This is a genomic window from Acinetobacter sp. NIPH 1852 (genome assembly GCF_022549455.1).
GTDB lineage: Bacteria > Pseudomonadota > Gammaproteobacteria > Pseudomonadales > Moraxellaceae > Acinetobacter.
The window spans coordinates 159,854-173,611 of record NZ_JAKZGG010000004.1 but is presented as its reverse complement, the minus strand read 5'-3'; the positions used below and the strand labels follow the sequence as shown (position 1 = coordinate 173,611).

Here is a 13,758-nt window from a genome sequence, read left to right as displayed (position 1 = left end):
AAATTAAACATTCTAAAATTTTTGATGAAGGTTCAATTGATTCCGCTGCATTATTTCTGAGATTTCATCGTATACAAGTCTAATTCGTGGTGAGGTTTTAGCAGAAGCGTGCGTTACTAGCCATAAAGGTTCTTCTAAAAGATAGGGCTGTTTGATGCGATTCAAATCTTTTGCAATGAAACATGGAAGAATCCCTATACCTAACCCTGCTTGAATAGCTGCTTTTTGCGTAGCGAGGCTATTTAATTTTAGATCAGGCTCTCTGCCTGTAATTCTTTTTAACCAGCGGGAAGATGGTAAATCAATATGTGAATCCCAGCCGATTAGTTTTGAGTTCTTAAGATCAGTTTTACTTTCCGTCAGAGAATACACTGCACTGGACATTGTTCCAACTTGTTTGATTGTGAGATCACCTTGTTCTGGCTGAATTAAACGAAGGGCAATATCAGCTTCACCTTTTGCAATTCCAATCGTATTTATTCCTGTGACGAGTTCAATTTTAAGATCAGGGTATTCATTTAAAAAAGGCTTGAAGGCGGGTAGTAAAATTTCAGTAGCAATTAATTCTGGTGTGGCAATCCGTACAATTCCACTAAATTTATTAGACTTACTTACAAAATTATTTTGTAAAGCAGTTAGTACTTGTTCTGCTTTTTCAACTTCTATAGCAAGAACCATGGCATCCGCTGTTGGGTTATAGCCACGAGGATGTCGAATAAATAAAACAGATTTTAACTTCGATTCCAGAGATGTTATTTTTCGCGCCACTGTTTGAGGACTTACGCTAAGTAGTTTTGCCGCACGGCTAATATTTTGGCATTGAAATACTGCATTAAAGTAACGAATGTCATCCCAGTTCATAGTCTTTCCATTTGTGGAAAATAGTTATCTAGTTTGCTTCATATATGGATAGATAATAAAGACCTAATATGTGTCAATCATATCAATTGTGACTCTTTTTTAATGAACACTCTGCTAACTTTAGAAAATCATACCTACGAGATCAATATCGTACGACGCTATCTCACAGCATTTAGTGAGAATAATATACAAGAAGCACTTGATTGTATTCATGAAGATGCAATCTGGCATATCGATGGTGACTCAGTCGTAAAAACTGTTGGTATTATAAAAGGGCATAGTGCAATCAAGAAATGGTTACTGAATTTCCCTAGGGCTTTCAAGCCACTTAATTTCTCTATTGAGAGAGTGGTGAATATAGAACAGGATGTTTTTGTTACGGGTAGGTTTAGACATATAGTTCTAAAGACAGAAACCATTGTTGATAGCGATTACATTATTAAATTTACCATAGCGGATCAAAAAATCATTCGTTATCAGATTTTTGAAGATTCATTATTACTTTCTCAAACACATAGGAGTCAATCTTCTAGTAGAAAAGTAGATATCAATGGGACTACATATAGCTGGGATGATGTCGGTAATGGTCCATCCATTATATTTTTACATGGTCTATTTCTAGATAGGACGTTTTGGGATCGTATCGTGAAGCAAATTTCGGATTATCGTTGCATTACCTTTGATATGCCTGGACATGCAAATAGTGGGTGGCGTGATTTTCTTGATCTTGATGGTATAGCAGAAGACATCGTGATTTGGATGAAAGAATACCAGATTGAAAAAGTAACTTTGGTCGGTCATAGTCAAGGCGGAATGATTGCGATGCGTATAGCAGCGAAGTATCCAGAAATGATTGATCGGCTTGTTTTAGTTAATACATCAGCTCAGAAAGAATATGAGGATCGAATGCCTCTATGGGCTGAGAGGAGTGAGCTACTTTTGTCTACAAATGCAAATAGATTACAAGTTTTTAAAGAAGTTCAAGCCATGAAATTCACGCCTGAATGGTTGGAAAATAATCCTGAAATAGCTGAAGAAGAGTTGGTAAAAATGATGAAACATCAACCTGAAAACTTAGCTAATTCATTAAAATCGGCAGTTATAAATCGAACTGATATAAGAGATATTATTCAAAAAATTAGAGCAAAAACGGTTATATTATCTGGTGAGCAGGATAAAGCAACCCCCCCCGAACTTGGACAAGAGATTGCTGATCTTATTCCAGATTCCGTCCATAAGAAAATATTTAATGTTTCGCATTCGATTCCAATCGAAGCCCCTGATGAGGTATTGAATATTATTCGTAATCTAGTTGATTAGACTACTCATCTTGCATTCAATAGTTGGGTTTTAAAAGAATTTTAGATAAGTATCATCTTGATGATTCTATTGCACACTCAAGGTAAAAGTAATTCTTTTGACCTGCTTCTTCAGCAGGTCATTTTTATCTTTTAAACGCAATTTTTATGATTTTATTGTAGTGCTTATATATTAATCTTCTTTATTTCTTCTGAAACATAGACAGGGGACATTTGTCTTGCATCAAGTTCTTCACCGCAGCAATCACATGTAAGTGTGGGCTTGGTGACATTGCCACAGCTTTTATGTAGATAGCGAAGTTCTGGGAATTCTTTATTTTCATTTTGCCAAAGATTTCCCCAACCACTCATGGTGACAAGGATGGGGTAAAGTGCCAGTCCTTTTTCTGTCAGCCTATATTCATACCGTTTTGGTGCTTCATGATAGAGCACTTTCTCAAAAATATTGTTGTCTACCAAACGATTAATTCGTTCAGTTAATAAGTGACGAGTGATACCCAACTGCTTTTGAAAGTCATCAAAACGTCGAGTTTTCATAAAGGCATTACGAATAATAAGTAAGGTCCAACGATCCCCAAAGATAGACAACGTCCTTGCAATTGGGCAGTTCATTTCACCGAGTTCATGCCATTTCATTGAATACCCCATCTATTTATCTTTACAGGAACAAGACTGTCATTTTAGGACAACTTGAGCCATTAAGACATCAGCTTTATTGACAATATATCTTAGCATCGTTATTTTGATTGTATAAGTTCTTTTTTGGAACTTATTGTTTTGAGATAAACTTTTTGAGGTGAGTCATGTCTGTATCCGTGTTGAAAGAAAAAACAAAGCAAAAAACACCTGCATCATTCCCAGTACGCCGTATGGATTATGAGTTTGAGGATATGCCAAAGTACTGGTGTAATAATGAACCTACTTTTACTCATTATTTCACTGGCTTATCCACGTTATTTCCTGAGGGCGAATCCTACTTTGTACGATCAGTTCGTGCTTTGCGCGGACAGGTAAAAGAGAATGAGCAATTAGACCGTGATATTGGTGCCTTTATCGGTCAAGAAGCCATGCATTCCAAAGAGCACCACGCATTTCACCTTAGTGCTCAACAATATGGTTTAGACCCTGAGTCATTAGAAAAAATCACGGGAACTATTCTCAAAGCGATTGAAAAAACCTTCCCCAAAAAATGGAATTTATTAGTCACAGTCGGACTAGAACATTACACCGCAGTACTGGTGGTGGAAATGATGAAAAACGTCAATGAATTAATGACAGATGAAACCATTCGTAACCTTTGGTTATGGCATAGTGTTGAGGAGACAGAACATAAAGCCGTTGCCTACGATATGTATCAATATTTGTATGGTCAAGGACTATCTGCGTATATTCCTAGAGTTGCGATTTTTACGTTTAGTATTGCTTTGATCACGCTTATGTCAAATGTTTATCAAGTGATGTTGATGTCTAGAGATAAACAAATGCTGAATCTAAAATCTTGGGCAAAATTTGCTGGGTTTACGATACAAGCATATCGAACGTTTGTACCACAATTTTTCTCTTATTATCGTTTTAACTTTCATCCAAATGATACGGATGAATCTGAAATCGTGGCGCAAACCAAAATAAAAATTGGTTTGTCTCCTGAACAATCAACCTTTATTCATTAAAAATATTTTAATTTTTCATCAGATAGGTAACAGGTATGAATCCATCAAATATGACTGGTTTAGAACTTATGCAAGCATTTCAGCAAGGCTTAGTACCAGCTCCAGGTATTGCGAAAACAATGGGGATGGAAGGTGTCGGAGAGGTTGAATATGGTCGTATCGTATTTATTGCGGTTGCAGATGAACGTCATACCAATCCACTAGGCGGTGTGCATGGCGGTTTTGCTGCGACAGTTTTGGACTCAGTGACAGGTTGTGCAACACATACTGTACTTGCCGCAGGCGAGGGGTATGGAACAACCGATTTAGCGATCAAAATGTGCCGTCCTATGCCATTTAATAAAAAGTTGATTGCTGAAGGTAAGGTCATCAATGTCGGAAAGAATTTGGTGATTTCAGAAGGTTATCTTCGTGATGAAGAAGGCAAATTGTATGCCCATGCCACTGCCACCAATATGATTATTCGTGCTTAGTTGAGGTGTAAGGTGTATAGCCTCTAAGTGATATGCTTCATTGGGAGCATATTACTTTTATTTGTGCCTCCTACAAATCTCACTCTGTACAAGCAACATAATAATTTTATAGGGAAAAGAATGAAAAAATCAGCGGTGTTACATCAATGGGAAATTTCACCTTTCTGCCAGAAAGTAGCCAGAATGTTGAGGTTCAAAGAAGTTCCATTTGAAACTATAAACTACAATGGTGTTTTGGGTGCAAATGTTCCCATGCTCAGCAAAGTCGGTAAAGTACCTGTATTAGATATTAATGATCAACGTCTTCAGGATAGTACGCGAATCGCCCGTTATCTCGATGAAGCATACCCAGATTCCCCAAGACTTTATCCAACTGATCCATTACAAAAAGCATATGTAGAGCTATGGGAAGACTGGGCAGACGAATTATTGTATTTCTATGAGGTTCATTTTCGTGTCAGTGATGCTGATGCTTTAAACCACGCTGTTGCAATTAGTGCTGAAGGTCGTCCTAAGCATGAAGCATTTTTGATGAAACCTTTATTGAGATCGGCTTTGAATTTCCAGCTCAAAATGCAGGGCACAGGTCGTATGTCAAAGTCAGATATCGAAGCTGAGTTTATTCGTCATCTAGAACGTATTGAACTGGTGCTAGGTGCTACAGGTTGGTTGGTTGGTGATCGTAAAACAGTTGCAGATATTGCAGTGGGTTCACAGCTTTTAGAAATTATACGCACCAGTAAAATTTGGGGACCGAAAATTAACAGTTATCCAAACATCGCGGCTTGGATCGCATTGATATGAGTATGCGAGTCGCTGTCGTCATTGGAGTGGGGGCAGAGCAAGGCATCGGTGCAGCTATATCACGGCGTTTTGCTCAAGTCGGTTTAAAAGTTTATGTGGTTGGTCGAACCCTCAGTAAGTTGCAAGCAGTGACTCAAACCATTACTCAGCACGGTGGAAATGCTGTTGCTTATAAACTAGATGCAGAAGATCCTGAACAGATTCAGTCTTTATTTAAGAAGATTATTTCTCAGAATGAACAGCTTGAAGTGGTTGCACATAATGTCGGTGGCAATATTCCATCCCTGTTTTTAAAAACCAAGCTTTCATTCTTTTCAAACATGTGGCGGTCTACCTTTCTATCTGCTTATTTGGTTTCACAATCGTGCCTCAAGATTTTTGAGCAGCAACAAAAAGGAACCTTGATTTTCACAGGTGCGAGTGCATCCATACGTGGCAAACCTTTTTTCGCAGCATTTACTATGGGCAAATCGGCGCTACGTACTTATGCGCTCAATTTAGCAAGTTTGTATAAGCCGAAAAATATACATATTGCGCATGTTGTGGTTGATGGCATGGTCGATGGAGATCGGGTCAATCATGCATTGTTTGGTCTTGGACGTTTAGCGAGATTGACGCGCGGTACGGTACAGGTGGTTTAAATATTGAGGCAATTGCAGACAATTATTTAATGCTATATCAACAAAGCAATGATTTGTGGACACATGAATTAGATTTACGTCCTTTTCGGGAGCGGTTTTAAGATGAAAAGGATCTTTAATTACTTCTTTCGCCAAGACTTAGAAGCACAGGGCTGTATCGTTGTGGTTGGTGATGAAATACATCATCTTAGCCATGTTTGTGTGGAACAGCGTAAGCAAAAAAAGTTGCATGTTTATCAAGTTTTGAATGATGCTAAATACCCTTCAATACACATAGAATGCCAGAATCCAGAACTTACGACGATCTATGTAAATTTAGTCAATCCTGTTGCATTAAAAAACTTGATGCAGCACATTCGACAGCAAGCACATCACATTGAACTCTGTATATTTCAACCCGGTTTTAAAGTATTGAATGAAGAAGATATGCTTTCTATTCAACAGGTTGAGTTACAGTGGAAAAACACAGGGCTAAGTGCGGTCAGTATTTCACAAATAATGATTAAGCATATGCTTGCACAGAGAAAAGGCACATTCATTTTCCTTGGTATGCAAAATAAAATAATATCAAATGCTGATCTTCTCGCTCAAAGTATGTTTGCGAGTATTCGGGCATTATCACAGTCATTATCAAGAGAGTTTCATCCTAAAGGGATTCATATTGCCTATTGTGAGTTGGAAACATGGCATAGCCAGAATCAGCCATTAATGAAATCTATTCATCAACTATGCTGGCATATTCACAAACAACCTAACTCCACTTGGAGTCAGGAAGTGAGTATAAGAGGACTTTAAATTTTATAAGTCGATAACAAAATACTGGTTTCACTATTATAGATCCCTGAAATATTTCGAATCCTTTCCAAAGCTTTATCAAAATTCTCTAAACTATCTGATTGTAATTCCACCAAAATATCCCATTTCCCATTGGTGGTATGCAGGCGCTCCACCGCAGATTCTAAGCGTAACTCACGAATGACGGCCTGCGCTTTGGTTCCCTCAACCATGATACTCATCCATGCGCGAATGATATTTTTTTCTGCATTTGGACGGAAACGCACCGTATATCCTGTAATGACACCAGTCGATTCCATGTATTCAATACGCTTCTGTACAGTTGCCCTCGATACGCGTGTCTTGGCAGCCAAATCTGTAATCGACATCCGTGCATTGTCTTTCAGTAATCCTAAGAGAATATGATCAATATTGTTCATTTTGATATTTACTATGAGCAGATTGCTAAAAAATAATTCATTTTAGTCATAAAAACAAATTTTATGAATCATTTTGATTCTTAATAATAATGATTATACGAAGCCCCAAACATTTCACTCAATTTTATGAAGCTGAATGTGGATCAGGGAGGATGGGGTGAAAAGGAGACCCTGAATAAAAAGGGAATCTGTAATAACAGGGATAATTGATTAATTAAGGAACAGATGATGTCTTTATCATATACGGATCAAAATAGCGGTGCTTGGCAAACTTATCTCACTCAAATTGATCGAGTGACACCATATTTAGATTCAGACCTCAGTAATTTTGTGAATACGCTGAAACGCCCAAAACGTACTTTAATCGTGGATGTTCCGATTGTGATGGATGATGGAAGTATCCGTCATTTTGAAGGATACCGCGTACAGCACAACTTGTCGCGTGGTCCGGGTAAAGGCGGTATCCGCTATCATCATGATGTTGAATTGAATGAAGTCATGGCATTATCTGCTTGGATGACCATTAAAACTGCCGTACTCAATCTGCCATTTGGTGGCGCCAAAGGTGGTATCCGTGTCAATCCTAAAGAACTTTCACCACGTGAATTAGAGCGTTTAACCCGTCGTTTTACCAGCGAAATCAGCCCAATTATCGGTCCTCAAATTGATATTCCTGCACCAGATGTGGGTACAAATGCCGATATTATGGGGTGGATGATGGATACCTACTCAAGTATCAAAGGTCATACTGTAACCGGCGTAGTAACAGGTAAACCTGTACATTTAGGTGGTTCGTTAGGACGTGTTCGTGCAACAGGTCGTGGAGTATTCGTTACTGGCTTAGAAGTCGCCAAAAAAATCAATCTGGTTGTCGAAGGCAGTAAAGTTGCGGTTCAGGGTTTTGGTAATGTAGGTAATGAAGCCGCATATTTGTTTAGTCATGCAGGTGCAAAAGTGGTTTGTGTACAAGACCATACCGGCACCATTTTTAATGCTGAAGGTTTAAACGTAAAAGCATTGCAAAACCATGTTACAGAACAGGGTGGCGTGATGGGTTATGCCGATGCCACAGTGATTGCAGATGAAGCGTTCTGGGATGTCGATATGGATATTCTGATTCCTGCGGCATTAGAAGGTCAGATTACCGTTGAACGTGCACAAAAGTTAAAGGCCAAAATCGTACTTGAAGGTGCAAATGGTCCAACTTATCCAGAGGCAGATGATGTCTTTATTGATCGAAATATCGTTGTTGTCCCAGATGTAATTTGTAACGCTGGTGGTGTGACCGTCAGTTATTTTGAATGGGTTCAAGATATGGCGAGTTACTTCTGGACAGAAGATGAGATCAATGAACGTCTCGACAAATTAATGATTCAAGCGACGGCAGATGTTTGGGAAATTGCCCAGCATAAAGCATGTAGCCTGCGTACTGCTGCGTATATCTTGGCGTGCGAACGTATTTTAAAAGCGCGTAAAGAACGCGGTATTTTCCCCGGTTAAGTTTAGGGTCTGTTGACATTCATAGACCCTTGTACATCAGTTTAAAACTGGGCTGTTAAATATTTAAACAGCCCGACGATCAAACAGGAAGTGAGTAAATAAAATGAGCAATGTCGCGATTACACGTAGCAATTTTAATGATTGGATGGTTCCCGTTTTTGCGCCAGCAAATTTCATTTTAGTGCGTGGTGAAGGCTCTCGTCTGTGGGATCAAAATGAAAAAGAATATATTGATTTTGCAGGCGGAATTGCAGTCAATGCGCTAGGTCATGCCCATCCAGTTGCGGTCAATGCGCTGACAGAACAAGCACAAAAGCTTTGGCATATTGGTAATGGTTATACCAATGAGCCTGTATTGGGTCTTGCAAAGCAATTGGTCGATAGTACTTTTGCCGACAAAGTATTTTTCTGTAACTCTGGTGCAGAAGCCAATGAAGCTGCGTTAAAACTGGCGCGTAAAGTCGGTCTATTAAGCGGCAACCCAAAAAAGAATCATATCGTTGCATTTAAAAATGCCTTTCATGGTCGTACTTTATTTACCGTGACTGCTGGTGGTCAACCGAAATACTCTCAAGATTTTGCGCCACTGCCTGAAGGTATTGAACATACCGCGTTCAATGATTTAGAGGCTGCAAAAGCGGTCATCACTGAAGATACTTGCGCGGTAATTGTTGAACCGATCCAAGGTGAGGGTGGGGTTGTTCCTGCTGATCTTGAGTTCTTAAAAGGTTTACGTGCGCTGTGTGATGAAAAAGGCGCAGTGCTGATTTTTGATGAAGTACAAACAGGTGTGGGGCGTACAGGTTCGCTCTACGCTTATATGAATACAGGTGTTACACCAGATATTTTGACCACAGCAAAAGCACTCGGTGGTGGTTTCCCTATAGGTGCCATGATCACCACGAATAAATACGCCAACATGTTTGCGGTGGGTGATCACGGCACAACTTATGGTGGCAATCCATTGGCCTCTGCGGTGGCCGCAGCGGTATTTGGATTTATCAATACACCTGAGGTTTTAGACGGAGTTAAACAGCGTCATCAGTACTTTGTCGATGCTTTAAATAAAATCAATGCTGAATTTAATCTATTTAAAGAAATTCGTGGGCAGGGCTTACTGATTGGTTGTGTACTCAAAGATGAATATGCCGGCAAAGCCAAAAATATCGTCACTTTAGCGGGTGAGGAAGGCCTTTTAGCCTTGGTTGCAGGTGCTGACGTGGTACGTTTTACCCCTTCACTGATTATTCCAAAAGAAGATATTGATGAAGGTCTAAATCGTTTTGCTCGTGCTTTAGCACGCCTCTAAATCTTTAGTGAGCATCTAACCATGATGATTGTTAGACATGCAGCGCATCGGGACTTAGATGATATTTATCGTTTGGCGCAACGAGCTGGGGAGTCAGGCATTGGCTTGACTTCCTTGCCACAAAATAAAGAAATTTTGGCTGAGCGGATTACCCGTACCACGCATACTTTAGAGGGCATATCTCAAAAGGGCGATGCGAGTTATTTGTTTGTGCTTGAAGATAGCAGCCTGAAAAAAATTGTGGGTGTCAGCGCGATTGAGGTTGCGGTGGGGTTAAATGAACCTTTCTATAATTTTCGTGTTGCTAAACAGGTACATGCCTCTAAAACTTTAAATGTGTATAAAACTTTAGAGACTTTATTTTTAAGTAATGATCATACCGGTTGCAGTGAGCTTTGCACTCTGTTCCTTGATCCTGATTATCGTAAAAATCAAAACGGAAAATTTTTATCTAAGGTTCGTTTCTTATTTATTGCGGCATTTCGGTCGTATTTTGAAGAAAGATTGATTGCTGAAATGCGTGGTTTCTCAGATCAAAACGGTTATTCACCATTTTGGAATGCATTGGGCTATCACTTTTTTAATATGGATTTTGCTACTGCGGATTATTTAAGCGGTATTGGGCAAAAGGTTTTCATTGCTGAATTGATGCCAAGATTCCCTGTCTATGTTGATTTACTTCCCCAAGAGGCACGAACAGTGATTGCCGAAGTCCATCCACATACACTGCCAGCCGCAAAAGTACTCATGTCGGAAGGGCTTAAATATCAAGGTTATGTCGATATTTTCGATGCAGGTCCAACGCTAGAAGCCAATATTGCTGATCTACGTGCCGTCAAACATAGCCGTGTATTGACGGTCAAAATTGCCGAACAGATAGAGACGGCAGATATTCACTTTTTGGTCGCAAATGACCAATACCAAGATTATTGCGTGTTGCTCATCAACAACCATGTATCTGATGACGATATTTTGTTGATGAGCGCAGAACAGGCGCAGGCACTCAATGTGCAACAACAAGATCAAGTGCGCGTTTTAGCATTAGAAAATATGGAGAATCAAAAATGACACAAGGTGCATTACTCATTGATGGCGCTTGGGTACAGGGACACGGTAGCACTTTGAGCAAAACAGATCCTGTTACCAATCAAAAAATTTGGGCTGGGCATGAAGCCAGCGCTGCGGATGTTGAGCAAGCATGTGATGCCGCACGAAAAGCATTTCCAGCATGGGCACGTTTGGCCTTAGAACAACGTATTGCTGTTGTTGAACGTTTTGCAGCTTTACTTGAGCAAAATAAAAATCAATTGGCAGAAGTGATTAGCCAAGAAACCAGTAAACCACTTTGGGAAACCTTGACCGAAGTTCAAGCGATGATTGGCAAAGTGGCGATTTCAATTCGCGCCTATCATCAACGGACTGGTTTTAGCGAAACAGAAATGCCTGATGGCGTTGCTTCATTGCGCCATCGTCCACATGGGGTGTTGGCAGTATTTGGTCCATATAACTTCCCTGGACACTTGCCGAATGGTCATATCGTTCCTGCATTGATTGCTGGGAATACAGTGGTGTTTAAACCAAGCGAACTTACACCTTGGACAGCAGAAGAAACTGCAAAATTATGGCAACAGGCGGGTCTACCAAAAGGTGTACTTAATGTTGTACAAGGCGGACGTCACACTGGCGAAGCCTTAGCTGCTGCTGAGCAAATTGACGGTTTGCTGTTTACAGGCAGTGCCAACACTGGCTATCACCTACATAAACAAATGGCGGGTACACCTGAGAAAATCCTTGCTTTGGAAATGGGTGGCAATAATGCCCTCATTATTGATGAAGCAAGTGATATTGATGCAGTGGTGAATTTAGCGATTCAGTCTGCATTTGTCTCCGCGGGTCAACGCTGTACTTGTGCTAGACGTATCATTGTCAAGCAAGGTGCCAATGGTGATGCCTTTATTCAGCGTTTTGTCGAAGTGGCGAAAAACTTGGTGGTGGGTGCATGGAATGCTGAACCGCAACCGTTCATGGGTGGTGTGATTTCTGCTCATGCCGCTGAACAAATGTTAGCAGCGCAAAGCAAATTGATGGCTCTAGGTGCAAAACCACTCTTGGAAATGACACGTCCACAAGCCGATAACTCATTACTGACAGCAGGTATTTTAGAGGTCAGCGATGTCGCTGACATTCCTGATGATGAATACTTTGGTCCGCTCACCACCATCTATCGTTATCACGATTTTGATGAGGCTTTAAACATTGCCAATAACACTCGTTTTGGTTTGGCTGTAGGTTTGGTCTCACCACAACGTCAGTTATTTGAGCGTGTATTGATTGAAGCGCGTGCAGGTATCGTGAACTGGAATAAACCATTAACAGGTGCATCGAGTGCAGCACCTTTTGGTGGTGTTGGTGCATCTGGAAACCATCGTGCCAGTGCTTTTTATGCCGCTGATTATAGCGCGTGGCCAATGGCATCAATGGAAAGTGACAGCGTCACACTTCCTTCAAAATTATCACCGGGCATTGTGCTCTAAGTTAAATCGTGCCGTGACGATATGGAGAAAAAAATGTCAGGTTATGAAATCAATTTTGATGGTTTAGTTGGGCCAACTCACCACTATGCAGGCTTATCCTTTGGTAATGTCGCATCGACCAAAAACCGTAATAATGCCTCAAATCCTAAATTAGCTGCCAAGCAAGGCTTGATGAAAATGAAAGCTCTAGCTGATTTAGGGCTTAAGCAGGGGGTATTTGCACCACAAGAACGTCCACATGTACCCACCTTACGCCGTCTCGGTTTTACTGGTAGCGATATTGAGGTGATTACACAGGCGATGCGCACCGCACCTGCGTTATTGTCATCCTTAAGTTCTGCATCGTCGATGTGGACCGCAAATGCGTGTACGGTTTCTCCATCTGCGGATAGTGCTGATGGACGTGTACATTTTACCGCCGCTAATTTAAATAATAAGTTCCATCGATCAATTGAGCATCATACGACCACACGTATCCTTCAAGCGATGTTCAATAATGATGTATATTTCACGCATCATGAAGCATTGCCAGAAGCTGCTTTGTTTGGCGATGAGGGTGCGGCCAACCATAATCGTTTGGGTGGTGGGTATGACCAAAAGGGTGTGCAAGTTTTTGTGTATGGGCAGCAACAATTCGGCGGTGTGGTTGCACCACAAAAATTCCCTGCTCGTCAAACTCGTGAAGCCAGTGAAGCAATCGCGCGTTTACATCGTCTAGATGCAAAACGCACGGTATTCATTCAGCAGAACCCAGAAGTGATTGATAAAGGCGTGTTTCATAACGATGTCATTGCCGTAAGTAATCAACAGGTGCTATTTCATCATGAACAGGCTTTTTTAAATCAAGCCGAAGCATTGAATGCAATTCGTCAAAAAATGGCAGGGATTGAGCAAGAATTCATTTCGATTGAAGTACCCGAAAATCGTGTCACGGTTGAGGATGCTGTCGCGACTTACTTGTTCAATAGTCAAATTTTGACGCGTGCAGATGGTGGAATGAGTATCGTTGTACCAGAGGAGTCGCGTCAGAACAAAGCAGTGTGGAGCTATTTGAATGACATGATTCAGATGGGTACGCCGATTGATGATCTTAAAGTTTTTGATTTGCGTGAAAGTATGCGCAATGGCGGTGGACCTGCATGTTTACGGTTACGTGTTGCAGTCAATGAAGCTGAGCTTGCTGCCGTGAATCCGAACTTATTTATGAATGATGCTTTGTTTAAAACCCTGAATCAGTGGGTTGATCAGCATTATCGTGATGAGTTGACTCAGGATGACTTGGCAGACCCAAGTTTATTGATCGAGAGCCGTACTGCGCTAGATGAATTGACCAAAATATTAGCATTAGGTTCGGTTTATCACTTTCAAAGATAAAGAGAAGTATAGGAATAAAAAGCTTTCCTTTGAGTTTTCCCCTCTTTACAAAGAGGGGT

The 13,758-nt window shown here is 40.6% G+C and carries 13 protein-coding genes and 1 pseudogene; 11 read left to right on the top strand and 3 right to left on the bottom strand.

Translation table 11 applies throughout. The annotated features are described in order from the left end of the window. Positions 1-12: 12 nt before the first annotated feature. Positions 13-861 carry a LysR family transcriptional regulator gene (locus MMO38_RS05230; protein ID WP_241322821.1) on the bottom strand — a complete coding sequence of 283 codons (849 nt, stop codon included), beginning with the start codon at positions 859-861 and terminating at the stop codon, positions 13-15. Between the two features lie 102 nt (positions 862-963). On the opposite strand from MMO38_RS05230, the gene MMO38_RS05225 reads away from it, so the two are divergent. After that, entirely contained in the window at positions 964-2,181 is a 1,218-nt protein-coding gene (locus MMO38_RS05225; protein ID WP_241322820.1) for an alpha/beta fold hydrolase, read from the top strand. A gap of 164 nt (positions 2,182-2,345) precedes the next feature. On the opposite strand, the gene MMO38_RS05220 is transcribed toward MMO38_RS05225, so the two are convergent. After that, positions 2,346-2,816: a winged helix-turn-helix transcriptional regulator gene (locus MMO38_RS05220; RefSeq protein WP_241322819.1), complete on the bottom strand. Its 471-nt coding sequence runs from the start codon at positions 2,814-2,816 to the stop codon at positions 2,346-2,348. A gap of 167 nt (positions 2,817-2,983) precedes the next feature. Here MMO38_RS05220 and MMO38_RS05215 point away from each other — a divergent pair, with 167 nt between their 5' ends. The 5 genes and pseudogenes from MMO38_RS05215 (at position 2,984) to MMO38_RS05195 (ending at position 6,563) form a co-directional block, all read left to right on the top strand. Further along, entirely contained in the window at positions 2,984-3,850 is an 867-nt protein-coding gene (locus MMO38_RS05215) for a metal-dependent hydrolase (RefSeq protein WP_241322818.1), read from the top strand. A gap of 35 nt (positions 3,851-3,885) precedes the next feature. Next, positions 3,886-4,323 (top strand): PaaI family thioesterase, encoded by a 438-nt coding sequence (locus tag MMO38_RS05210; RefSeq protein WP_004670259.1) that lies wholly within the window; start codon positions 3,886-3,888, stop codon positions 4,321-4,323. A gap of 120 nt (positions 4,324-4,443) precedes the next feature. Further along, a complete protein-coding gene (locus tag MMO38_RS05205) occupies positions 4,444-5,127 on the top strand; it encodes a glutathione S-transferase family protein (protein ID WP_241322817.1) in 684 nt (227 codons plus the stop codon). Next, positions 5,124-5,869, top strand: a pseudogene (locus MMO38_RS05200) (SDR family NAD(P)-dependent oxidoreductase). Before MMO38_RS05205 ends, MMO38_RS05200 begins: the two are co-directional and overlap by 4 nt. Position 5,870: 1 nt before the next feature. Continuing rightward, entirely contained in the window at positions 5,871-6,563 is a 693-nt protein-coding gene (locus tag MMO38_RS05195; protein WP_241322816.1) for an oxidoreductase, read from the top strand. Here the strand turns inward: MMO38_RS05195 and MMO38_RS05190 are convergent. Beyond that, positions 6,560-6,982: an Lrp/AsnC family transcriptional regulator gene (locus tag MMO38_RS05190; protein WP_004670267.1), complete on the bottom strand. Its 423-nt coding sequence runs from the start codon at positions 6,980-6,982 to the stop codon at positions 6,560-6,562. The two genes, MMO38_RS05195 and MMO38_RS05190, sit on opposite strands and share 4 nt — an antisense overlap. 225 nt (positions 6,983-7,207) lie before the next feature. Between MMO38_RS05190 and MMO38_RS05185 the strand changes: the two genes are divergently transcribed. The 5 genes from MMO38_RS05185 (at position 7,208) to astB (ending at position 13,699) form a co-directional block, all read left to right on the top strand. After that, positions 7,208-8,482, top strand: coding sequence for a Glu/Leu/Phe/Val dehydrogenase (locus MMO38_RS05185; protein ID WP_241322815.1), 1,275 nt, complete (start codon positions 7,208-7,210; stop codon positions 8,480-8,482). 103 nt (positions 8,483-8,585) lie between these two features. Further along, positions 8,586-9,791, top strand: coding sequence for an aspartate aminotransferase family protein (locus MMO38_RS05180; RefSeq protein WP_241322814.1), 1,206 nt, complete (start codon positions 8,586-8,588; stop codon positions 9,789-9,791). A 21-nt stretch (positions 9,792-9,812) separates the two neighbouring features. Continuing rightward, a complete protein-coding gene (gene astA, locus MMO38_RS05175) occupies positions 9,813-10,859 on the top strand; it encodes an arginine N-succinyltransferase (protein WP_241322813.1) in 1,047 nt (348 codons plus the stop codon). Continuing rightward, positions 10,856-12,325 carry a succinylglutamate-semialdehyde dehydrogenase gene (gene astD / locus MMO38_RS05170; RefSeq protein ID WP_241322812.1) on the top strand — a complete coding sequence of 490 codons (1,470 nt, stop codon included), beginning with the start codon at positions 10,856-10,858 and terminating at the stop codon, positions 12,323-12,325. The genes astA and astD overlap by 4 nt, the downstream gene beginning before the upstream one ends. A 33-nt stretch (positions 12,326-12,358) precedes the next feature. Further along, on the top strand, positions 12,359-13,699 hold the full coding sequence (gene astB, locus MMO38_RS05165) for an N-succinylarginine dihydrolase (RefSeq protein ID WP_004670277.1): 1,341 nt from the start codon (positions 12,359-12,361) through the stop codon (positions 13,697-13,699). Positions 13,700-13,758: the final 59 nt, after the last annotated feature.

Coding starts and splice junctions, on each gene's coding strand:
- MMO38_RS05230 (WP_241322821.1), bottom strand. CDS start 861: ATGAACTGGGATGACATTCGTTACTTTAATGCAGTATTTCAATGCCAA.
- MMO38_RS05225 (WP_241322820.1), top strand. CDS start 964: ATGAACACTCTGCTAACTTTAGAAAATCATACCTACGAGATCAATATC.
- MMO38_RS05220 (WP_241322819.1), bottom strand. CDS start 2,816: ATGAAATGGCATGAACTCGGTGAAATGAACTGCCCAATTGCAAGGACG.
- MMO38_RS05215 (WP_241322818.1), top strand. CDS start 2,984: ATGTCTGTATCCGTGTTGAAAGAAAAAACAAAGCAAAAAACACCTGCA.
- MMO38_RS05210 (WP_004670259.1), top strand. CDS start 3,886: ATGAATCCATCAAATATGACTGGTTTAGAACTTATGCAAGCATTTCAG.
- MMO38_RS05205 (WP_241322817.1), top strand. CDS start 4,444: ATGAAAAAATCAGCGGTGTTACATCAATGGGAAATTTCACCTTTCTGC.
- MMO38_RS05195 (WP_241322816.1), top strand. CDS start 5,871: ATGAAAAGGATCTTTAATTACTTCTTTCGCCAAGACTTAGAAGCACAG.
- MMO38_RS05190 (WP_004670267.1), bottom strand. CDS start 6,982: ATGAACAATATTGATCATATTCTCTTAGGATTACTGAAAGACAATGCA.
- MMO38_RS05185 (WP_241322815.1), top strand. CDS start 7,208: ATGATGTCTTTATCATATACGGATCAAAATAGCGGTGCTTGGCAAACT.
- MMO38_RS05180 (WP_241322814.1), top strand. CDS start 8,586: ATGAGCAATGTCGCGATTACACGTAGCAATTTTAATGATTGGATGGTT.
- astA (WP_241322813.1), top strand. CDS start 9,813: ATGATGATTGTTAGACATGCAGCGCATCGGGACTTAGATGATATTTAT.
- astD (WP_241322812.1), top strand. CDS start 10,856: ATGACACAAGGTGCATTACTCATTGATGGCGCTTGGGTACAGGGACAC.
- astB (WP_004670277.1), top strand. CDS start 12,359: ATGTCAGGTTATGAAATCAATTTTGATGGTTTAGTTGGGCCAACTCAC.